Raw genomic sequence first — 21783 nt, 5'->3', positions numbered from 1 at the left:
TATGTAAAAACAAACACCTCATTATTTATGCAAGAACACTTAAAAACCAACATACTCAATTTTAAATGGCCAAGTAGTACACCTACCATATACTTATCATTGGAGGATATAGAAGAAAGCCATCCAATTCATTGGTCAAAGTTTTCAAAGCAGATTAAAGAGGCGTTTCCTGATACAGATTTATCTCAAGTAGAACATATTTACACTACGTTTACTCAAGAAATACCCAATGCACCAAGCATTAAAATAGACTTGACAAAAGGTAAAGAACTACGCATTTACAAGCAATTCCTTAAACACCAATTAAAAACCTATTTTTTAGAAAAGGGCTATATCGTAGTCAAAAACTTTGTGCGTGATGTACAAGTGTGGATACCTTCAAAAAACGGTAACACAGCAGACTATAACCTCTTTTATAAATTTTCATTTAAGATACAGTTTGCAAAACTTACAGACTTACCAGAGCTAATAGTGTCCTATGATGGTACGTCAAAAGTGCTAACAAAGTCAGTTCAGGATATTGAGGAAACAGAATTTATTAAACGTTGCGTGTATGGTCAAAAAACATTCAATTATCAAATGGACCTTGATACAGAGGATAAAGAAGAGTTTTACAACAGCATAGATTTTAGTCAAGCCTTTCCTATATTCAATTTACAATTGGCAAGAGCGATAAACATTCCAATTGAAGAACCAGAAAGACCAAAAAACAAATACCAAAAATATGTAACGCTTATTACCAATTTTACAGAAAAGTATTTGTTTACAGAAGAATTTAAAGCCTTGTTCCCGTTTAAGCAAGATGCTTATATAGATGTGCCTGGTAATCGTATTAATCACATAAATCCCAACTTGGGTTTGTTGGAGTTTGGTAAAGACCAATATGGCAATAAGAAAACCCATCTGGTGCCTAAAAAGGCAATGAATATCTTAAGTCCTTATCGCAGACCAAACAATCAAAACATTAAGTTTTTCTTTATTTACCATACATCACATAAAGAAGCTATTAAGTCATTTTATAGTAATTTAAAAAATGGTGTTGTTGTAACAGACACAAAGAAGAAATATTTTCACGGTATTGAGTCGTATGTAAATATTAAAGTAGCAACATCTAAAGAACACTTTATCGAGTTTACCAATGAAAATGACCCGATTCCAGAAATAGTTGAAAAGTTAGAAAGCCTAACATTCGACCACGATAATATAAAATACGCAGCATTTTATTTAAGCCCATTTGATAAATTCACACCAGATCCAGACGACCGCGAAATTTACATCCGTATTAAAGAACTGTTTTTAAACGAAGGCATAGTTACTCAAGTGGTTGATTATGAAAAAATGGTGGTCAATATTGAAAATCAATACAACTTCCAATTCTCATTACAAAATATGGCATTGGCTATCCACGCCAAATTAGGTGGTGCACCTTGGAAGTTGGCAGTAACCGATAAAAAAGAATTGGTGATTGGAGTAGGAGCATTTACCAATCAAGGAGAAAACAGAAGATATATAGCAAGTGCCTTTAGTTTTCAAAACAATGGTTTGTTTAGAAATTTTGAATACTTCAACCAAAACGAAACAGAGTTACTGGCTGGGAGTATTTTAAAAGCTATTAGGGATTTTACGTCTGTAGCAGAAGCAGATAAGGTAGTGATTCATTTTTACAAGGAAATGAAATATGAGGAGTTAAAACCCATAATAGAAGGGATGCACAAACTAAAATTAGGAGTGCCTCTATACATACTAAACATCAACAAAACAGAATCTGAAGACATCATTGCCTACGATTTAAATTGGGATAACAAACTAATGCCGGTAAGTGGTACGTACATTCGCATTGCCGAAAATCAGTTTTTACTGTTCAACAATGCACGTTATCCAAGCGATCGTTTTTATTCAGATACCGATGGTTATCCATTCCCTATAAAGATTAAAATAAGCAGTCCAGATGAAGATGCTTTTGAAGATGTTGAGGTTATTGAAGAGTTACTAACACAAGTATATCAGTTTAGTAGGTTGTATTGGAAATCCTTACGCCAACAAAATGTACCAGTTACAATCAAATATCCTGAAATGGTAGCCCAAATAGCACCACGTTTTGAAAATGTGGTTCCAGATCACGCAAAAGATAAATTATGGTTTTTGTAAAATTTAACTATTAATGAACAGCAAGTCAATGAAAGGTAAAATAATTAAAATAAGTTCCAATTTAGGCATTATTGAGTATGCAGAAGATGCTAGAGTATCTTATGTTTTTAAAGACTATAAAGAATTTAAGTTAGGGGATAATGTTAGTTTTAAGTTGGTTAGAAAATCTATTGTTGGCACAGAACAAACTTTTGATAGAGCAATTAAATTAAAAAATATAGATAAACCTCAATCTAATCATATTCGGTTAAATAAAGTTTTAAGAGAATTAGATATATCCTTGAAGGAGGCAATAGCCTTTTTTAATCAAAGAGGTATTGATATTATAGCACGTCCAACTACTAAAATATCAATAGAAAATTGTGAGTTAATAGTTACACATTTTATAAAAGAAAGGAACACAATTAAGCAAGATTTAGTATCAATAATTGAACAAGGTTCTGAACAGAATGTGAAAATTATTGAGATTATTCAACCATCACTTGTATATGTTGAGTTATTTCAAAATCAAAAAGCTATTCTTCCTCTTCAAAATTTATCGTGGAATATTTTCAATTCTCAAAGATTATTATCTTCATTCAAAGTAGGAGATAGAATAAAAGTGGTTGTTCTAGAAAATGAAGCAGGTAAAGAAGTTATAGTAAGTAGAAAACACCTGTTAAGTAGACCAGCAGAATCTAAAAAGTGGCAAAATTTAAAATCTGGGCAAAAATTAAAAGGTGTAGTTCAAGAAATATTAATTAATAAACTAATTGTACAAACAGAATTAGACCTTTTTGGTATTATAAATATTTCAGTAGACCATCGTTCATCCTTTAAAATTGGTGACTCATTAAATCTTGTCTTAAATGGGCGAGATGAAATCAATCAATTTTTAAAATTAGGCATTGAAGAAACAATTGAGCTTGATGATGTTGTAGAAATAGTAAAAGAAGATTTTCAAACTCAAGATTCGGATTTACAATCAATCAAAACATTCAAAAAATCTATTTATTATTCAGTAGCCAACAAGGTTGATAGAGAAAATGTTTTAAGGTGGTTTGAAAATGATGAAAAGTTGTTTTCAAGTGCTATTACTATCGATAGTATTTTATATGTAAATTTTGGTTTCAACACTAAAGCATGGGAAAACGATTTTAAGAATGCTTTATTGCCTTATCTAGGTGAGAGTACAAAAGAAAAGGATGCGTTAAAGTTTTTAGAAAACCAAAAATATTGGGTAAGAACAAATACCAGAGTAGATAATAACGAAGGGGTTGTAAAACATGAATGGGTCTTATTTAATGAAAGAATATATTTATCTGGAAATGTATTTATTGAAGAAGACGAATATAATTTCATGATATTTAATTTATCTCTGGATAGAACTAAAAAATGGCATTCATTAGATAAAACGAATAGTCTAAATAAAGGGACTTTTCTTTTAAATAGTAAAATCCGATTTTTATCTCCTGATAGCTCAAGGCCACTAGAATCTAATCAAAAGGAAGTTTTTATAAAGATTCAAAGTAAAGTATTAGCTTTTGAAACACTTAATAGGTTAAAAAAGGAATCAGGAGCTATTTTAAGGGAAGAAGGACATTCTATCTCAATTTTCGATAAATTTTTAGAATATCAGGAAGATATAGAGAGAAAGGGCAATGAAAACTTAAGGGTATTTGTAAATGGGTATAAGGTAATTCCAAATACAATAACAAATATTGCTATTGAAATAGAAAAAGATGTAGAAGACTTATTTGGAGGTAATGGTGATGAAAATCAAATGGTGTCCATTAGAACAAAAGAAAATTCTCATCGTGAAAACAGAGAAAAAGAGTTTGTTATTTTTGGTGATGCACTAGTTGAAACTATTAATGATAAAACAAAATTACACCTTAAACATCTGAATAAACCTTTAGATGTTTTAGATGATGGTTTTTATATTGAGCCCAAAGTTGAACTTCGTCAGTATCAGGTTCAACGAGAGGGGATTAGAGATTTTTTTGATAAAAAGTTAAAGCTAGATCATATTGAATCACTTTTGGTAAGACCAGAAAAAATAAAACCTCCAAAAGAAGATGATTTAGATTATATAAATAAACTACTAGAGGAAACTGAAAAAAAACAGCCTAATAACAATCAGGTAAAAGCTGTGAAAAAGGCAGTTGGTAATAATAATGTTTTTTTAATTCAAGGACCACCAGGTACTGGGAAAACAACAGTTATAGCAGAGGTTGTTGAGCAGTTGATAGCAAAAGGGGAAAAAGTACTCGTGGCTAGTCAAACTCATATTGCAGTTGATAACGTGCTTGAAAAAGTTTCTAATAATAAAAACATTTCATGTATTAGGCTTGGTAATAAGCAAAAAATCAAAGAAAGTTTGAGACAGTATCAAATAGATAATTTGATTGAGATTTATTCAGAAGATTTTGAAAAATTATTAATTACAAATATTAATCAAATAGATCACTTACTGGAGCAAGATATTAACTTTGAATTTAGTGATATAAGAGATAACCTTAAAACTATTATAAAAGACAATAGTGTAAATTATAATGAAAGCTTTAAAGACGAATTATTAAATAAGAATTATGAGTTTTTAGAAATGCTGTCTAAAACTGCCTTTTCGAATTTGGATAGTTTGAAAACCCTTTTAATTGAATGGAAGGATAATTTGTCACATGAAAAGGAAATATTAGTTAAACCTCTTTTATATAAATCCATTGATGTCGCTTTTGCTACCTGTATAGGTGTTAGAACAGATAAGGAATTAAACGAATACAATTTAAAATTTGATACGGTTATAATAGATGAAGCAGGTAAAGCTAATATTTCAGAAACATTAGCAGCTATATCGATGGCTAAAAAAGTAATTCTTGTAGGAGACCAAATGCAATTGCCACCATATATAGACGGAAGTTTACTTGATGAGAATGAAGCAACAAGTTTTCCCAAATCTAAATACGGCAAGAATTTTTTAAAAGAAGATATTCAGCATGCATTAAAAACTTCTTTTTTCGAATTTCTCGTAAAGAGAATTGCAAATAAACAGTTTCCAGAAGAAAATAAAGAGCTATTAAACTATCAACATAGAATGCATCCACACATTGGAGAATTTATCTCGGATTCTTTTTATGAAGGAAAGGTCAAAATGGGAGAACATACTTATAAAAACCGTTTACAACTGCCAAGTCCTTTCGAAAAAGAAGTGGTATTCATTAATACATCAAGTGCGCAAAACCCTTATGAGAGTTTTGATGGTTTTTCTGCTCAAAACGATTCTGAAGCCTATTGCATAAGTAATTTGGTCATACCTAAACTTATTGAATCAGGTCTCACACCAAATGACTTTGCGGTTGTAGCCCCATACAAGTCACAAGTAAAACATATTAAAAAATCTCTTCAAGGCCATAATAATTCTCATTTAATTGAAGTGTCCACATTAGACTCTTTTCAAGGTATGGAGTTTGATGTAATTGTTTTCAGTTTTACGAGAGCGGCATCACCAGATCAAAGAAACAAAAAGGTTGGCTTTTTAGATGATGCAAGAAGATTAAATGTGGCATTTTCAAGAGCGAAAAAGAAATTAATTCTAGTAGGTAATTCAGAGACGCTAACTGACCCTCGTAGCCACTACGACACGTTATTTAATTATACAGGCCTTTTCTCAAGATTAGTGGACTTAAGTAAAAATGAAGGTATTGGTAATTTTGTTGAATTAACGGATTATACTGATTTAAAAACACCTTTTGAAATTTTCATGGAGAAGAATAAAAAAGGGAGCGTCATAGAAGGAAGAATAAAAAGATTAGAAAGTTATGGAGCATTTGTCTCTCTTGGTAACCTAGATGGACTTATTCACATATCAGATTTAAGTTGGTCTAAAGTAAATCACCCGCGAGACGTAGTTGAAATAAATGAGGATGTTAAAGTTAAGGTGTTAGATTATAATATAAAAAAGAAGCAGGTATCACTTGGGTTAAAGCAAACTCAACCAAGCCCGTGGGATAGTTTTAGTTTAAAAAGTGGTCACAAGATTATCGGTAAAGTTGAGAATATAGTTGATTATGGTTTGTTTGTTGAAATTGAAGAAGGTATAACTGGCTTATTGCATTTTACAAATTTACCGTACAAAGAGAGAAAAAATTTTAAAGAAAATTTTAAAAAAGGAATGGTTTTATATGTTTTAATCGATAGGGTGAATAAATCAAAGAAACAAGTTTCTCTAAAATTAATAAGAGGTTAATGGCATTATTTAATTTAGATATAGAAAGGTATTATCAAACCAAAAATGAAGAAGGAATTGAATTAAAATCAATTGCTTACTTACAATATCCAATCTATTGTATTCATGCAACCATACTGGATAGCACACCAGATCCATTGGAAAAATTAGATAAAGCTATTATTAAATGTATTCTTTTAAATAATGAAATGTCTAGTCTTGATATAGCCCAATTTTTAAGTGTTCAAAAAAGAGGTGTTGAATTAAGGATTGAGCAAATGAAATCTGAAAGATTAATTGAAGGTGAGAATAGGTTAAATGTTACAGAGCTTGGAAGGGATATATTAATTTTTTCCAAAGAAAAACGACTTCAAAAGCGTCAACATAATTTTTATTTGGATGGGATTGATTTTAAGCCATTAAGTAGCGAGCTTTATTCTGCAAAATATCTTAAATCATTTTTTAATGAAAACGAGTTTACATATTATACAAATTCAAAAGGTGAAACAATTTCATATAAGCCATTTAAACCTAATATTGTTCATGAACCATTAAATAAAGAAAAAGTTCTTGAGAATATATTTAATATTCCTGTTAATGAGAGAGAGTCTTGGGCAATACCATTAGGACTTGAAGAGATAGAAACGATTGATTTTACCAAAATGTCTATGTCTATTTTGGTGGGTTTAATGATTAAAGATAACAAACCCTATAGAGAGATTATTGATGGCTTTTCTAATGTTGGGGATTCTGAAAAAATAAGGTCTTTTGAATCAAAAATAAAAAATCAAATTGCAAAACTTGAATTAAGGATAGATACATGGAAGGATAAAAATGAGAATGAAAAATTTGCCTTTGCGTCTAACTGGGTTGAAATAGATAAAGAGAATGATGAAGATAAACTTCAATTTATAACTAGAGAAGATTTAAAATTAGCTTTAAGTAAATTATATAACGTAGAGTTTTCATCTGAAGAAGAGATTATCAACACAAAATATGAAATTGGCATAAATATTACTGAAGAATTACTTTTAAAACAAAAATCAAATCGAAGTCTGATATTAAGAAATTTGGAGAGAGGTAGGGAATATCAAAGAATATCAGTTAATAACGGTATTTGGGTAGTTTTTATTTCATTTAAAACAAATTCGCCATTCGTTTATAATTTATTAGAAATAAAGAATTTTTTGGAAGATGCAACAAATAAAAATTTGGAAGTACATCATATAACAGAAAGACTATTTAGGTATAAAAACTATAGACAAGCCTTGGTTTTACTTGAAGAGTTTGAACTACTTGAAAAAATCGATATCAATCAACACATGCACATAGAAGAATTGGTCAATGAATAATATAAATACGATAAATGATAAAGGACACTTCAAAGGAGGTTATTTTGTTCTCAATGAAAACAGAAATAATAACCCTTGGTTAGAGCGAGATGATTTTTTTATCACCTTACCTAATCAAAATTCAATAAAAAGAAAAGTGATTGAGTTAATAAGAAGCTCAAAGTCATCTATAAAACTATGTTCATTTATCATTACTGATAATGAGATTTATACAGAACTAGAAAATGTTTTAAAAAGAACTAATGTCGCTGTTTTTATTTTAACTCAATTAGATGAATCAAAGTTTTCTACATCATTACTATCAGAAGAGGAAATGATAGAAAATTTCAATCAAGTCCATCTTGACATAGTCAAAAAATTATACTCAAATGGTGCTCATGTAAGAGCTACAAGAACAGCTCATGCCAAGTTTTTGATTTCAGATAGGAAAAAAGGGTTGCTAACAAGCGCCAACATGACTACACCTTCCTTAACTAATAATCCAGAAACAGGTGTTTTAATTGAGAACACAAGTGCTTTAAGTCATTTAGATAACCTTTTTGATGAAATTTTTCAAAATGGTACTGCATACACAAGATTCATCACAGCTAATTCTAACAAACAATTTATTGTTTCCCGTAATCAAAATATTTCAGAAAAGGCAAAAGCATTAAAATCCGAAACAAAATTAAAATTTACCTTCGAAGACCATCAACAATCTTTATATGAGGAAATAGTCAAAATTATAGAAAATAGTTCTGGGGATGTTTATTTATCTACTTATAGTATTGTTGGACTCAATGTATTACCAGAATTCATAAATGCCGTTAAATCGGTAATAAAGAATGGAAATGTCGTTTATATTTTTTCGAGGGGAATGAATTATAGGTCAGATCATATAGAAGGATGTACATTGTTAGCGAATTTAGGCTGCAAAATTTATGGAGATGTGTATAATCATTCCAAAGGCATTCTTACACCAGAAAAGAGTATGATTTTTACAGCAAATATAGATGGTAAGCATGGTCTTAAAAATGGATTTGAAGTAGGTTTAGTTTTAGAGAAAAATCAAAAGGTAAATATGCAGGCATTTATTGAATGGCAAATAGCCACAGCACCTTATGTTTTCAATATATCACCTCTTAAAAGGAAGTACTTTGATTATTATGCATACCATTGTGAATTAAAAGAAATTAAGCCTAAACAATTACCAGAAGATATAACAATTAAGATACATAAATCAAATAGTGAACTAATAAATTTACTTGATGAATTACCTTCTTATTATAAGCTAAAAAACAATAAAATTTCTCAAATTCAGGTTGGTAAATACTCTTATGGAGCTGATTTTGAAGATAATATTTTAACTATTGGTAATCAACTTAATAGGGTGGAATATAATTTGGAATCATATCTTCTTAAATATCGAAGCGCTAAAATAATATTAGAATAAAATGGAATCTAATTTAAAATATACAGATGAGTGGTTAGCTTTAGCTAAACATGGAAACTTTCAATTAGCTGAAAAGCTTTATTTTGATAAATTATTTCCAGAAATAATTGAGAATTTTCAAAATAAATATGAAGACCTATTCAATGAAGAAGAAGTTTTAATTTCTATGTTAGGCTTCTCACCAGAACCTATAATTCTTACAGCCAATACAATTCGACCAATTAAACATTATGTTATTACAACAGAACATAAAGAAGAAGTAATTAATCGTGTTGAAGAGTTTGTAGAAAATGAATTTAGTTTGATTACTATTTCAGATACAAGTTTTAATACGATATACAAATCTTTGAAAGAAATATTGTATGAAATTGAATCGCAAAGAATTACAATTGATATTACAGGCGGTAAAAAGTCAATGGTGGCAGCTGCATCTATTTTTGGTAAAGATTATAGATGTAAAATTACATATGTAGATTTCGAGGGTTATATAAAGGAATTAAGAAAACCATTGCCTGGAACTGAAGTTTTAAATATTGTTTATAATCCAGATATTAACCAACCAGAATTATTTATAAAATAATGACACATCAAATAACGCTTTTAGGTGGTCAGATTTTACCTGTATACATAGGCGTATTGGAAAGAAATCCAGATACAGTCCATATTCTATATACAAAGGAATCGGTAAGATTAAAAAATAGATTAGAAAAAAACCTTTCCAGCTATAAATCCATTAGCTATCAAGTAGATCCATATAACTATAAATCAATTGAAGAGACTGTAACAAATATTATTTGCGATAATGAAGGTGCAACATTTGAGCTAAATTTAACAAGTGGTACAAAGCTTATGGCTTTAGCAAGTCAAGAGGTCTTTAAAACTTTGGAATGTTTTAGTTTCTATATTGATCAAAACCAAAACTTAATAGATATATCTAATGGTACACAAACTAAATTACAAAAGAATATATCAACAAAAAATTTCCTTCTACTTTCAAATCATAATACATTTTCTTCCACATCTTTAAAGGCTTTCTCAAATGAAGATTTAAAATTAGCAAATCAAATACTAGAGTTAAGGAAAAGTAAGTCTGGTATTTCAGAATTATTTAAGCTATTAAGGGCAGTAGATGTTAAAAGTGAGCGTACAAGCTTTACTTATAAAAACAAAAAGTTTAGCATTGATTGGAACGGTATTTATCTAAAGGTTTCTGCACCTAAATTTAATATAGAATCGAAAGGTGCAAATGCCTTTAAAATATTATCATCAGGTCTTTGGTGGGAGCTAATTGTGGCATCTGCGATATCTTCATGGAAATCGGCAAGAGAGGTTCACATGAGTTTAGCAATTAAATCCAATGCTGATAGCAAGTTAGATAAGAATGAAATAGATATATTAATTAATACAGGTCAAAAAATCTTATTTATCGAATGTAAATCTGGTAAGGTCACACAATCTGATATTAATAAAATGAGAGCAATTGGTAAGTTTTATGGAGGAATAAGCTCTAAATCAATACTTGTATCATATTACAAACCTCAAGCTCATTTAATTGAGAAATGTCAAGACTTTGGAATTGAAGTTTTTTATTTGGAAGAATTCAATAAGAAACACGTTAAACTTAATTCAATTTCAAAAAAGTTAGATTACATGTTATCAAAATTGGAGATATAATAAACTAATTTGAACGTGTTGTATTCTAAAATAGTAATAAAGAGTTTAAAGGTTGCAGTAGAGCTAAACAAACCAAAAATCTTCCTATACCATTTATTAGCCAATAACATCGAGACAACCTTTCCTAATAAATTAAATTTTTATAGGTTCTTTACGAGTATGCTTAAATGTGCTTATAAAACATCTAAAGGGAAGTTGCATTTAAAAATTGAAAACCCAGAATGGGAAGACGAAGGATATACGCATTATTGCTTTTATGATAATTACCATAAGCATAGCCGAATCTATGTTAAAATAAAGGAATCCAACGGAAAGCTTTATTTTGATATGTTACCATTTTAATAGCTAAAAATGTCAGATAAAAAAGGTCTCAAACAAAAGGATTTATATGATTTAGTTTGGTCTAAACCATTAACAACATTAGCAAAAGAGTTAAATTTTGATGCCTATAATTTGCGCAAAATTTGCAAGCAACACAATATACCACTACCACAATCAGGGCACTGGCAAAAGATAAAGCACAATAAAAAAGTGTCTAAAACTACATTCCCAATAGATGTAGAAAAAGACAAAACAACAATCTTATACCTTGATGAAAAGGGCTATATAGCATATAATCCGCCAGGTAAAGTAAAAAGCAAACTAAAAACAGAAATTGAAACAAGTAAGGAATTGTCTTTAAAAGTTCCGGATAAGCTTTCAAAACCTCATAAATATATTATTGCTACTAAAGAATACCACAAAGCAATAAAGATTAGAAACAAAACCAGAAACTGGAGCATGAAAATTGATGATTCAGATGCATTAAGTATTAATGTATCAGACGGTCTTTTTTCAAGAGCATTAAGGTTTATGGATACCTTGATAAAAGCAATGGAAAAGCGAGGATATATCATTAAAGTTTCAAATCACACAACCATAACAGTTTTTGAACAATCGTATGATATAAGATTATCAGAAAAGAATAGAAGAGTTAAACGAGAAACGAATAATAGCTGGGATTCATTTGATCTAGAGCCTACTGGAAATTTATGTTTAAAATTAGATGATTTGTATCCCAAAAAAGAATGGTCAGATACTAAAACAAAACCTTTAGAAGATAAATTAGCGGATATTTTAGTTTGGATTGAAACCAGAGCAAAAGAAGATAAAGCAAGAAAAATAGAGCGTGCTATTTGGAGAGAAGAGCAGGAAAAATTACGTAAAATAGAAGAAGATTTACAAAAGGTTAAAGATGAAGAATTATCAAATTTCAAAGCCTTACTTACAATGGCAACACGTTGGCATAAAGCGGAGTATTTGAGAAAATTCATTAAAAAATTAGAGAGTAATGATTTAAAACTTCAGTCCAACAATCAGCCAATTAAAAATACGCTTGAATGGGCCAAGGAAAAGGCCGATTGGTATGATCCATTGATAGAAAAAGAAGTGAAGTTATTAGAAGATATAGACAGAGAAACACTTGAAGTTAAAAGGAATAAGTATTGGTAACCCCACACTGCAAGCACTTACGCATTCGTTTGTTTCGTTGCTCTTCACGCTCTCAATTGCAAGAGCTTTCCGTTCCCCACAGTACAAGCTATAATTAAAGATATTTTTAGAATTTAAACAGACTTTTAGAGTAATTATAGCCTGTACTTTTTGCCTTTGCCCACAAATTCGTTAAGGCAGGTAATAAGGTGTTTGTCAGTCGTTCCATTTTGTTCCATAAAACATATCTGCAAGCCAATTTTTTATTTTCAATTATCACCACGAGCGCAGTAGAGGGGTCTCATAATCAATCACAATTCTAATTTAAAAGGCTTGTATATACCATAAATAGCCACTTGAATATCATTGAAATATAGGCCTAGCTCGCTTCTGGCTATTCACGAGCACTTAAAACAATATAAACGTCGCGAGCTAAATAGCACCACTGCGGCGACACGTCCTCGTTGGTACTATTTATTTGTTTTATTTTACACATTCTCTCCTTCCTCACCCGTAGCTACTTTTGTACCCCTACCTGCGAAAAGCAGGTATCCCCAAATTGGTGCCTGCAAAAGCAGGCGCATATTTTAAGGGGTACAATCGCTACTTAATATGATGCGAGCCTGCGGGTCGCTTCGGGCAAAACCCACATGTGTTTTAGTTTTAACAGAAAGTTTAGTGTCTTAATTGAAATAATCTAATTCTATAACATTTGATTCAATAAAGCATGTGGGTCTGCGGGTGTCACATTTTTTGAACGACTCCAGATTGCAAATAAGATAACCGCAATACATCAAAAGAATATTTGATTACTTCATTAGAAATAGTAAACATCAATAAAAATCTGAACTTCCATCTACATTGCGGATTATCCTATTTTGCAGACATTGCAAGAGCAACTCATTCAGTCGGCAATTCCATCCACGCTTAATAGTTTTTACATTACGGATTGGCTATTCGCTAATATTATTATATTTTCCTCAAACCCTTAAAATCCTCAATGCAATTGACAATAAGTAAACGCCAATCCTTAAATGAAAACTATTCTCAATACCTTCCATCGCCTCCTTCAATCGCTGCACTTGCCAAAACTTGAATATTCAGAAATACCAATAATAATCCATCTGTCTACAATAAGAAATCAAAAAACTGCGCCACCCTTGCGGTAAACCGTTGCTGTGGTACGCACTTTTGCTGAAAAAGCAACGTGCTATTACCACACCACCCTTGCTCATCTCGCAGCCGGCTCGCGCCTTTTAGATTACCTGCTAAAACATTTTAGTAAAAAAGAAACCCTCAATAAAAAGAGGGCTTATATTAATAATTTTGACTTATGGAAATGCTAAACTAAACCTCTTCGACTGAAGCATTAGGAGCATTAGTTTTTACAGATGCAATACCATTTTCCATTCCAGAAGATGATTCATACATCTCACTTGTTCCAATAATTTGACCGTTAGTTGCTTTTAAATTAAAGTAATGCTTTCCATTACTAGATTTTTTCCTATCAAATTTTCTATCATCTTGAGAGTTTTTTCGAACAGATTCAATACCGTTCATACAACCAGCTTTTGCGGAATACCCTTCACTTGCTAATATATTTTGTCCATTGTTAGCTTTTAATCTAAATCGATACTCACCACGAGCATCTGTATATACTTCAAATTTTGCCATAATATTATTATAATTAGTTATCCATAAATATAGGAAAAAAATAAAAAAGATAGCAAAGATACGTGGCTTCCAACTGCCATCGCTATAATCCTATAAAGCTCAAGCCACAAGGGTTTTGAAAAAAATAGTACGCTAAAATGAACGGTGCTTATTTTTTAAACCTATCCAAGCGCACGATTTTTCCCAAAAAGCTTGACAGGATTGCCACGCCACAACAGTATTGCCTTTCTTTTTTCTCTTTTTCTGAAAAAAAAGTTTACTTTTTTTGTTTCTAATGCAAAAGGAAGTAATCTAAAGCAACAAAATCCATATTAGAAGAATAGCATAATACTTGACTTATATTTCAACGGAAGGTACAGCTTCGTGTTAAGTCCGTACCAAGTCCGAAGAAAAATAAGTTTCATTTAAATCATTTATGTTATGGGAAAAATTGCTCAAGGTATTTTAGGAGGGCTTTCAGGTAAGGTTGGAAATGTTATCGGTGGAAGCTGGAAAGGAATTGACTACATTAGAATTAAACCTTCAAGTGTAGCCAATCCAAGAACTACAGGTCAAGTAAACCAAAGAAATAAGTTTACAGTGACTTTAGAATTTATTCAAGCTGTTAAACCATTTATCCAAAAAGGATATAAGTTTTTAGCTGTAAAAAAGACTGCATTTAATGCAGCTATGTCTTATGTATTAAATAATGCGATTACAGGGATCGAACCTAACTTTGAGGTTGATTTTCCTAACGCATTAGTCAGTAGAGGAGGTTTATCGACTGCTTTAAACCCTACTACTGATCTTGCTAATCCAGGAGAAGTGACTTTTAACTGGGATGATAACTCTGCTGAAGGAAATGCAAACACTACTGATAAATCAATGTTATTGGTTTACAATCCATCAAAGAAAGAATCTATTTCTTTAACCGATGGTGCTGATAGAACAGTTGGGACTCAAATTGTTGCTATCCCAACAACCTACGCAGGAGATACAGTAGAGCTTTTTATGGCTTTTATCACTGCTGATGGTAATCAAGTATCAAACAGTACTTATTTAGGCTCTGGAATAGCTAATTAATGCTTGGTGTTTTTGATTGAAAACCACTCTTAACGAGTGGTTTTTTTTATACTATATTTGTAGTTCAATTTATTTTTCATTGTCTTTAATTGATGCTTTTCAAGCATTATTTGTATCCTATTTGTTGCCTAATGTTTATCAACTCAACAATAGCGGTATTAGGAAGATATTGTATCGGGAAATAGGATGAAATAATTGTCCTGCATTTACACATTTTTCTTGAAAGGCTTATAAATAGGAGAGGAGTACTTTATGTATCCTAATCTAATCTTAATTAATTTTTAATTCACCTAAAGACTCAAAAAGCTCCTCGATGATGTGCTGTTGATGGCGTGGTGAAAACACCTTAAAAAATAGAAAATAATTTTGATGAAGCACAAGATAATCCTGAAACAGGAATTGGATTAAAAAAACTAAAACGAAGATTAGAACTGGTATACCCAAACAATCATACCTTAACACTATCTAAGACAGATACCATCCATACGGCTACATTGAATATTAAAGGCTTATGATTACATATATCATTATAGACGACGAACATATTGCACACGATATAATAAGAGGTCATTGTGATATGCTTCCGAATTTAGAATTCAAAGCAGATTGTTACGATGCTATAGAAGCTATCGACTACTTAAGCAAACATGATATAGATCTCATTTTTTTAGATTTGAACATGCCCAAATTAAAAGGATTTCAATTTTTAAAAACACTTTCATCTCCACCAAAAGTTATTGTAACGACTGCCTATAGTGAATTCGCTATTGAAGGCTATGAATTAAATGTGGTAGATTACTTATTAAAACCATTTAGTTTTGAACATTTTTTAACTGCTATTAATAAAGTGACCTCTTCTGACACTAATCCAGTAAAAATAAGACAATAAAGAGACTATAAAACCTGAAGGATAACAGATCTTTTTAAAACAGAATAATATTCATATTCAGGTAGATGTAGATACTATTCTATTTATTGAAGCTTCAGGTAATTATACCAAAGTTGTCACGAGTAATAACACCATAAGTATTCGCGAAAAAATATCGGATATCATCCAATTGCTTTCTGACAATGATTTTCTTCAAGTTCATAAGTCATTTGCCGTTGCAAAAAAGCAGATCGTTAGAGTAGAAGGTAATAGAATTTATATTGGCGATCACATTGTACCTATTGGTAAGCTATATAAAACAAATATTAATCAACTTATTAAATAAGTTTAAGATTCATTTAAAAAATTGGTGCTTCAGTAAAAACTATTTTAATTCGTGAAAAAATCGAAAATATTACTCAAAGCACCCGTCTTTGCTTTAAAGAATTCAGTATAAGTACATTTTTTACAGGTCTCTGACGTAAATTTTTATTCTGTACATCAAATATTTTCGACCACGTACCACCCGTGGCTCTCATTTCACCAATTTCATAAGTGGTATTATCACACTTCGGACATTTGTATTTCATAGTTTTATATTTTTTGAGTTGATACTATATGGATGTAAAAGATTAACACTGTTATTCATTGCCCTTTTATTTTAAAAACTTAAATCTAGGACTATATATCACCTCTTTTTCATTGTTTATTCTCAGTGTATTGATCAATATTAAAATTAAATTACTGAAATACAAAATGCCAATGACTATAAAAAATAAGCTCAAAGTCATATCTTTTATTAGTCCGATTTTTGATGTGATAAATAATAATATGGGAATGAAAAATAACAAGATTGTCCATGTTATTTCAAAATTAATGAGGTTTTTTCCTAATTTATTAATGTTTTTAATCTTTCCTTTTTTCGATGTCCACAGTATAAATGCAATTAATACCCCAAGCAAAGGAAAGACTAGAAATAACAGTGCAGAGAGATTGAGATACGTTAAATACTTTTTATCTTCCTTTATTGACCAATCTATCAAATCATCTGGACTTACATTTAAGGCATTGGCTAAACGCTTCAATGACTCTCCTGTGGGATTTGATTCCCCTTTTTCAATCCGTTGAATCGTTCTTAAACTCAATCCAGATTCTTCAGCAAGAAACTCTTGAGACATTCCTCTCTGGTTTCTTAACTCTTTTACGCGTATAGCTAAATAGTTTTTATCCATTTTCTATAGGTTTATTTTTTGTGACTGTTTTCTATACCTCATTAGTACTATTGTTATTGAACCTAATAAGAATGCAGGAATTAATTGAACTAAGGATCCGTAAATAACATGATTTAATAAGGCTTCACCAAAATTATCATAATATAATCCATAATGAGTGCCAATTTCCCATTTCGTATCGATCCACCAAAGTATGGCCACAGGAACTCTTGAGATTGGAGAAAAAATAGCTAGACTTAATAAGAGGATGCGATAAGGCATTTTCTTGTTAAAGGTTTTAATACCTAAATATATGGCAAATCCTAAGGTGAGCCAAAGCAGACCAATAATAAAAATAGCATTTTCTGGTAGTCCTATCAATTCTAGTGTATACCGTATTGGGGACAGAAATAATGCTATTAGTATAGGCACTTTAGCATAATGTATGGCCTGTTGCAGAGGTGTCTTTTTGTTGGTTTTCATATTAATTTTTTTTAGCACTGATTTTACGACCAGATTGATTCATAGTTAGGCTAATAACATTATTCACTTCGTTTTTATTAAATGTAATTTCTGCATTTACAATTTTTATAAAAAAATGATTTTGAGTTTCAGCAAATAGCTCAACCTTCTTAGTTTGACCTGGAGCTAATAAGTATAGTTGATTTGTGTTATCTAAGCCGATTGTTAGGTTAACGTTAGACTTAACCTCATAAGTTCCAACATATTTTTTTAATATTTCAAGAGGCACATCTATTGACTTTCTGTTTTGCTGAGCCATTTGATCATCAGAAGACATTTTATTAGCCTTAGGTACAGTTACAAATAACTGGGCAACTTGTTTTGCAATAGAATTCACATTTTTACAATTGCAATTGGTTAAAGCTACGATATAGATATTTTCTCTTGGTAAAAAGAATGTAATAGAAGTAAAACCTTTTGTACTACCAGTGTGAGCTATTATAGGTGATTCCCCCAATTTTGCTAATCTAAAACCATATCCATAAGGTATTTTTTTGCCATTATTTAAAACAGAGGGTTTTATGGCTTGTTTGAAACTGGTTTGTTTTAATAACACATTGGAATTCAGTGCGTTTTGCCATTTTAATAGATCTTCAACCGTAGATAAAATAGAACCTGCTGAATACGGCAAAGTTAAGCTCATGTATTCTGCATTAGTAAAGCTATCTTTTTCCATTTGATAGCCTGAAGCTCTATTTTTAATAATTTCTTTAGTGCTTCCGTAGAATGAGGAAGCCATTCCTATTTTATCAAAAATACTTTGTTCTATATAATCGCCATAAGATTGATCAGAAATGATTTCAATAATTCGTCCTAGTACAATATAGCCAGCATTGCTATATTTAAAATTTTCACCTGGTTTGAATTCTAAAGGTTCATCTTTAAAATATGCAATAAGTTCTGTGGGAGACATATCAGTTCTAGAAATAAAACCCTTGTCACCAACAGGTGTTCTGTTTTTTATGCCTGAAGTATGGTTTAATAGATGATGAATGGTAATGTCTTTTCCTATTTCGGCATATTCAGGAATGTATTTTCCAATATTATCCTCAATATTTAGTTTACCTTGCTCTGCTAGAATTAAAATTGAAACTGCGGTAAACTGTTTTGTAATTGAACCAATCTGAAATACACTACTCTTTTGTAAAGGTGTATTTAATTCTAAATTAGCTTTTCCAAAAGCTTTATTATAAATAGATTCTCCTTCTTTCGCTACTAGAATTGAAATACCAGGCTCGTTTTGATTATAACTTATAGCAACTATGGAATCCATTTTTGATTCGTAGCTCTGACTAAAGCCAAAATATGTGATAAAAAGAAAAGTGAGTCTTGTAAAAAAATTAATCATAAGTATGTATTTAATGTTCATGGGACAAAATTAAATACAAACCTTACTGACACTTGCGCCAAGCTTATGACATCTTTATGACATTTACGCTTATTCCTTTAAATAATAGCACATTTGGACTTTATTTTACTTAAGAGATGAGATTCTAACAGTTATTGAAATCAGTTCCAAATTGGCAAAGAAATACTGCTGTTTCCTGTAAAAATTATCTCTAATGGAATTTCAGCATTTTAAAAAGACTTGTTTTTTGACTCCGTTCTTTGTTAGGCACTGTGTTTTTAAGTTACAATTTGTCTTTAATTGCTTTTCTCCAAAAGTAAATACCAAAAACGCAAGTCACAATTGCAAACATAATTCCGTTTTCACCAAGCCAATGTTCTGTTCCTTCATTTTTTATTGTTAACTCAGGTAATATTTTTTGAATATATACATTGCTTACTGCGTGAAAAATTACTGCTGGCCATAGGCTTTTAGATTTAAAAGTGTAGTAAGTCATAATGAATGACATTGAAACAATAACAACATAAAATGTTGTCAATTCCAAGATTACATTTTCGCCATAATACACAATTAATGGCCAATGCCAAGTTGCCCAAATAATTCCACTAAAAATGGAAACACCAGTAAAAGAAAGAACTTTTCTTAATTCATAAATGAAAAAACCTCGCCATCCAATCTCTTCCCCTAAAGTTGTTGCAGCTGCTCTTATGACTTCAATAGTTCCTAATAAGATAATAGCGATCATAGCAATCGATGTTGGATGTAGAGTTCCAATTCCAATCAAACCAAGTTCTTTTCCCCAGTCTGTAATTGCTTCTTCATTTGTTAAGCTTCCAAAACCAAAAACCCAAATTAGTATATAAGTGATTAAGCCATATAAAGCAGGAATAAAATAAGAAAGTCGAATATATTTCCAATTTCCCCAATTCCAATTTAGAGATGAAATCTTACGACCTTTTATTTTTAAGGTAATAAATGCGGCAATTGCAGGACACCACATTATAGCTCCAACATATATTCGTGATGGATATAAATTAACTATGGCATAATGAAAAGGTGAAGTAAGAAGAAGAACGATTGCAAGAAATAGAAAGATTGTTTTCCAAGTTTCTTTTCTTTCCGATAATTTTTTTGGCATTTTAATTTACTGATTGGTTTGTTACTGGAAGACGATGAGTTCGTAGTTTTGTTACATTGCGCCTAACGATAAATTGTATGTGTAGTGGCAGATTTCGTGGTTGTTTCCTATAAGACTTCTTCGCTGCCATTACTCATATAAAAATATTAGCCTTTGTTATTTTCTTTTAAGTTCCTCGATTCTTTTCTTGTAGACATGGTCACCACTTAATCCAAAAGCTTTAGTTACATATTTAATTGCATTAGCAAAGTCGCCTTGTGCTTCATAGTAATCGGCCATTGAATTATGTGTGCTTGCGCTTTTGGGATAATACTTAACTGCAAATTCAAAGTACATTTTCGTCTTTTCAGGTTGTTGCATATCCATATTCATATAACCTAACATAATCAAAAGTTCTTCTGGATAAGGTGCTTCAGTATATCCAAAATGCTTTTTGAGTTTCTCTTCTCTGTATTTTATTGTACTGAAAAGGTCTTCTTTGGACGTGTCAAATGAATTTATTTTATCCGTATTTTCCATTTGATACCATTCAAAAAGTGAAATTAAACCATCCATAATTGAAGGGAATGGCACAGTTCCATGAATATCTTTAGGGTAAAATTTCCAGTCAAAAGACAATCCGGTTTTAGCATTTTTATTAACCAACTGTGAAAAGGTAATATTCGAACGAGCGAACAAAGTAAAATCGGATACATCCTGCATTACATTGTCTATCGTTATTTGCGAGTTCTGCATATGTAATTGTCCGCTAAGTGACATAAATAAAGCTTTGTTTGTATAATTCTGTTTAGCAAATGCGTCTTGGGCTTCTTTTAATAGCTTTTGATTGTCCCAATCTAGACTAGGGTCTATGGCCAAATAATTCGCAAATAAATTGGGTTGATTAATTAGTGTGGACATAGTAAATAAACCTCCGTAAGAATGACCAATTAGCGTTCTGTAATTAGTAACTGGATAATTGCTTTCAATAAAAGGAATCAGTTCTTTCTCAATGAACTTCCCAAAATTGATTGCCTCTCCGTTTTTTTCACTGAAAGGCATAGCATATTTCGTGGTTATGGTAGAAGTAGTGAGGTCTCGAACTCTGTTTTTATTATTAGCAATGCCCACAAGAACCATTTCTGGTATAAAACCACCACTATAGTAATTTTGTACATCATTTACGGTAGGGAGAAAGATTTCTCCATCTAAAATATAAACTACAGGGTAATTTTGGTTTTTCTCAGGGGTATAACTGGCAGGCAATTGCACATAAATCTTTCTTGACTCGTCTAATACCTTGGAATAGAGACTATCCAAGACACCTACTTTTTGCAAAAACTGTTGATTTTGATTTCCTTGAGCTGTTACAAATTCTTGAGAGACAATAATGAGTCCTATAGTCAATATTATTTTTAATCCTTTGGTCATGTTACTGTCTTTAATCATTCTTATTTTGGTTTTCATAATTGAGGCTAACGAGTTAGTGCGATGTATTAAATTTTTTTCATAATGTTAAACCTAAAGCTAAAATATTCATATTTGGATGTAAAAAATATGAAAAGCGACATATAACAGAATTTTATACGGAATCAACAATTTTAGGTTGTTAAATAGCATATCAAATGTCAGTTAAGACATATAACATTCTATAACTCTAGGTATTTTTATTCTGACTAACCAACTTAAGAGGTTTTGTGA

General features: G+C 30.9%; 16 protein-coding genes and 1 pseudogene. 10 read left to right on the top strand and 7 right to left on the bottom strand.

From position 1 onward, the window contains the following. The first annotated feature begins 27 nt into the window (after positions 1–27). The 7 genes from ACRHNM_RS06115 (at position 28) to ACRHNM_RS06085 (ending at position 12301) form a co-directional block, all read left to right on the top strand. Positions 28–2148 carry a Piwi domain-containing protein gene (locus ACRHNM_RS06115; RefSeq protein WP_431134731.1) on the top strand — a complete coding sequence of 707 codons (2121 nt, stop codon included), beginning with the start codon at positions 28–30 and terminating at the stop codon, positions 2146–2148. A gap of 28 nt (positions 2149–2176) precedes the next feature. Further along, the gene (locus ACRHNM_RS06110; RefSeq protein WP_431134730.1) at positions 2177–6373 is read left to right on the top strand and encodes an AAA domain-containing protein; all 4197 of its coding nucleotides are present in this window, start codon (positions 2177–2179) and stop codon (positions 6371–6373) included. Further along, positions 6373–7704 carry a hypothetical protein gene (locus ACRHNM_RS06105; protein ID WP_431134728.1) on the top strand — a complete coding sequence of 444 codons (1332 nt, stop codon included), beginning with the start codon at positions 6373–6375 and terminating at the stop codon, positions 7702–7704. The genes ACRHNM_RS06110 and ACRHNM_RS06105 overlap by 1 nt, the downstream gene beginning before the upstream one ends. Continuing rightward, positions 7697–9136 (top strand): phospholipase D family protein, encoded by a 1440-nt coding sequence (locus ACRHNM_RS06100; RefSeq protein ID WP_431134726.1) that lies wholly within the window; start codon positions 7697–7699, stop codon positions 9134–9136. The genes ACRHNM_RS06105 and ACRHNM_RS06100 overlap by 8 nt, the downstream gene beginning before the upstream one ends. A 1-nt stretch (position 9137) precedes the next feature. Continuing rightward, positions 9138–9716 (top strand): hypothetical protein, encoded by a 579-nt coding sequence (locus ACRHNM_RS06095; protein WP_431134724.1) that lies wholly within the window; start codon positions 9138–9140, stop codon positions 9714–9716. Beyond that, entirely contained in the window at positions 9716–10810 is a 1095-nt protein-coding gene (locus ACRHNM_RS06090; RefSeq protein WP_431134722.1) for a Card1-like endonuclease domain-containing protein, read from the top strand. The genes ACRHNM_RS06095 and ACRHNM_RS06090 overlap by 1 nt, the downstream gene beginning before the upstream one ends. A gap of 351 nt (positions 10811–11161) precedes the next feature. Further along, positions 11162–12301 (top strand): hypothetical protein, encoded by a 1140-nt coding sequence (locus ACRHNM_RS06085; RefSeq protein ID WP_431134720.1) that lies wholly within the window; start codon positions 11162–11164, stop codon positions 12299–12301. Between the two features lie 1326 nt (positions 12302–13627). Here ACRHNM_RS06085 and ACRHNM_RS06080 read toward each other — a convergent pair. Beyond that, positions 13628–13954 (bottom strand): YegP family protein, encoded by a 327-nt coding sequence (locus ACRHNM_RS06080; RefSeq protein ID WP_431134718.1) that lies wholly within the window; start codon positions 13952–13954, stop codon positions 13628–13630. A gap of 420 nt (positions 13955–14374) precedes the next feature. On the opposite strand from ACRHNM_RS06080, the gene ACRHNM_RS06075 reads away from it, so the two are divergent. From ACRHNM_RS06075 to ACRHNM_RS06065, 3 genes are all read left to right on the top strand, one after another. After that, positions 14375–15016, top strand: a complete 642-nt coding sequence (locus tag ACRHNM_RS06075) for a DUF6266 family protein (protein WP_431134716.1) — start codon at positions 14375–14377, stop codon at positions 15014–15016. A 511-nt stretch (positions 15017–15527) separates the two neighbouring features. Continuing rightward, positions 15528–15905 carry a LytR/AlgR family response regulator transcription factor gene (locus tag ACRHNM_RS06070; protein WP_431134714.1) on the top strand — a complete coding sequence of 126 codons (378 nt, stop codon included), beginning with the start codon at positions 15528–15530 and terminating at the stop codon, positions 15903–15905. A gap of 28 nt (positions 15906–15933) precedes the next feature. Beyond that, positions 15934–16230 carry a LytR/AlgR family response regulator transcription factor gene (locus ACRHNM_RS06065; protein ID WP_431134949.1) on the top strand — a complete coding sequence of 99 codons (297 nt, stop codon included), beginning with the start codon at positions 15934–15936 and terminating at the stop codon, positions 16228–16230. A gap of 44 nt (positions 16231–16274) precedes the next feature. Here ACRHNM_RS06065 and ACRHNM_RS06060 read toward each other — a convergent pair. The 6 genes and pseudogenes from ACRHNM_RS06060 to ACRHNM_RS06035 all read right to left on the bottom strand — a co-directional run bounded on the left by ACRHNM_RS06060 (position 16275) and on the right by ACRHNM_RS06035 (position 21531). Continuing rightward, positions 16275–16474, bottom strand: a pseudogene (locus ACRHNM_RS06060) (zinc ribbon domain-containing protein). Positions 16475–16540: 66 nt separating this feature from the next. Continuing rightward, the gene (locus tag ACRHNM_RS06055; protein WP_431134712.1) at positions 16541–17116 is read right to left on the bottom strand and encodes a helix-turn-helix domain-containing protein; all 576 of its coding nucleotides are present in this window, start codon (positions 17114–17116) and stop codon (positions 16541–16543) included. 3 nt (positions 17117–17119) lie between these two features. Beyond that, positions 17120–17578: a hypothetical protein gene (locus ACRHNM_RS06050; RefSeq protein ID WP_431134710.1), complete on the bottom strand. Its 459-nt coding sequence runs from the start codon at positions 17576–17578 to the stop codon at positions 17120–17122. Between the two features lies 1 nt (position 17579). After that, positions 17580–18965 (bottom strand): serine hydrolase, encoded by a 1386-nt coding sequence (locus ACRHNM_RS06045; protein WP_431134709.1) that lies wholly within the window; start codon positions 18963–18965, stop codon positions 17580–17582. Between the two features lie 283 nt (positions 18966–19248). Further along, positions 19249–20103, bottom strand: coding sequence for a CPBP family intramembrane glutamic endopeptidase (locus ACRHNM_RS06040; RefSeq protein ID WP_431134705.1), 855 nt, complete (start codon positions 20101–20103; stop codon positions 19249–19251). Positions 20104–20259: 156 nt separating this feature from the next. Further along, a complete protein-coding gene (locus tag ACRHNM_RS06035; RefSeq protein ID WP_431134703.1) occupies positions 20260–21531 on the bottom strand; it encodes an alpha/beta hydrolase-fold protein in 1272 nt (423 codons plus the stop codon). Between the last annotated feature and the right edge of the window lie 252 nt (positions 21532–21783).

This window comes from Psychroserpens mesophilus (assembly GCF_050617655.1).
Classification (GTDB): domain Bacteria; phylum Bacteroidota; class Bacteroidia; order Flavobacteriales; family Flavobacteriaceae; genus Psychroserpens; species Psychroserpens mesophilus_A.
The sequence above is the reverse complement of the archived record's forward strand: the minus strand, read 5'-3'. Positions and strand labels throughout refer to the sequence as shown.

What these genes read in the sequence shown, in the direction of transcription:
- ACRHNM_RS06115 (WP_431134731.1), top strand. Translation starts at nt 28, where the DNA reads ATGCAAGAACACTTAAAAACCAACATACTCAATTTTAAATGGCCAAGT.
- ACRHNM_RS06110 (WP_431134730.1), top strand. Translation starts at nt 2,177, where the DNA reads ATGAAAGGTAAAATAATTAAAATAAGTTCCAATTTAGGCATTATTGAG.
- ACRHNM_RS06105 (WP_431134728.1), top strand. Translation starts at nt 6,373, where the DNA reads ATGGCATTATTTAATTTAGATATAGAAAGGTATTATCAAACCAAAAAT.
- ACRHNM_RS06100 (WP_431134726.1), top strand. Translation starts at nt 7,697, where the DNA reads ATGAATAATATAAATACGATAAATGATAAAGGACACTTCAAAGGAGGT.
- ACRHNM_RS06095 (WP_431134724.1), top strand. Translation starts at nt 9,138, where the DNA reads ATGGAATCTAATTTAAAATATACAGATGAGTGGTTAGCTTTAGCTAAA.
- ACRHNM_RS06090 (WP_431134722.1), top strand. Translation starts at nt 9,716, where the DNA reads ATGACACATCAAATAACGCTTTTAGGTGGTCAGATTTTACCTGTATAC.
- ACRHNM_RS06085 (WP_431134720.1), top strand. Translation starts at nt 11,162, where the DNA reads ATGTCAGATAAAAAAGGTCTCAAACAAAAGGATTTATATGATTTAGTT.
- ACRHNM_RS06080 (WP_431134718.1), bottom strand. Translation starts at nt 13,954, where the DNA reads ATGGCAAAATTTGAAGTATATACAGATGCTCGTGGTGAGTATCGATTT.
- ACRHNM_RS06075 (WP_431134716.1), top strand. Translation starts at nt 14,375, where the DNA reads ATGGGAAAAATTGCTCAAGGTATTTTAGGAGGGCTTTCAGGTAAGGTT.
- ACRHNM_RS06070 (WP_431134714.1), top strand. Translation starts at nt 15,528, where the DNA reads ATGATTACATATATCATTATAGACGACGAACATATTGCACACGATATA.
- ACRHNM_RS06055 (WP_431134712.1), bottom strand. Translation starts at nt 17,116, where the DNA reads ATGGATAAAAACTATTTAGCTATACGCGTAAAAGAGTTAAGAAACCAG.
- ACRHNM_RS06050 (WP_431134710.1), bottom strand. Translation starts at nt 17,578, where the DNA reads ATGAAAACCAACAAAAAGACACCTCTGCAACAGGCCATACATTATGCT.
- ACRHNM_RS06045 (WP_431134709.1), bottom strand. Translation starts at nt 18,965, where the DNA reads ATGATTAATTTTTTTACAAGACTCACTTTTCTTTTTATCACATATTTT.
- ACRHNM_RS06040 (WP_431134705.1), bottom strand. Translation starts at nt 20,103, where the DNA reads ATGCCAAAAAAATTATCGGAAAGAAAAGAAACTTGGAAAACAATCTTT.
- ACRHNM_RS06035 (WP_431134703.1), bottom strand. Translation starts at nt 21,531, where the DNA reads ATGATTAAAGACAGTAACATGACCAAAGGATTAAAAATAATATTGACT.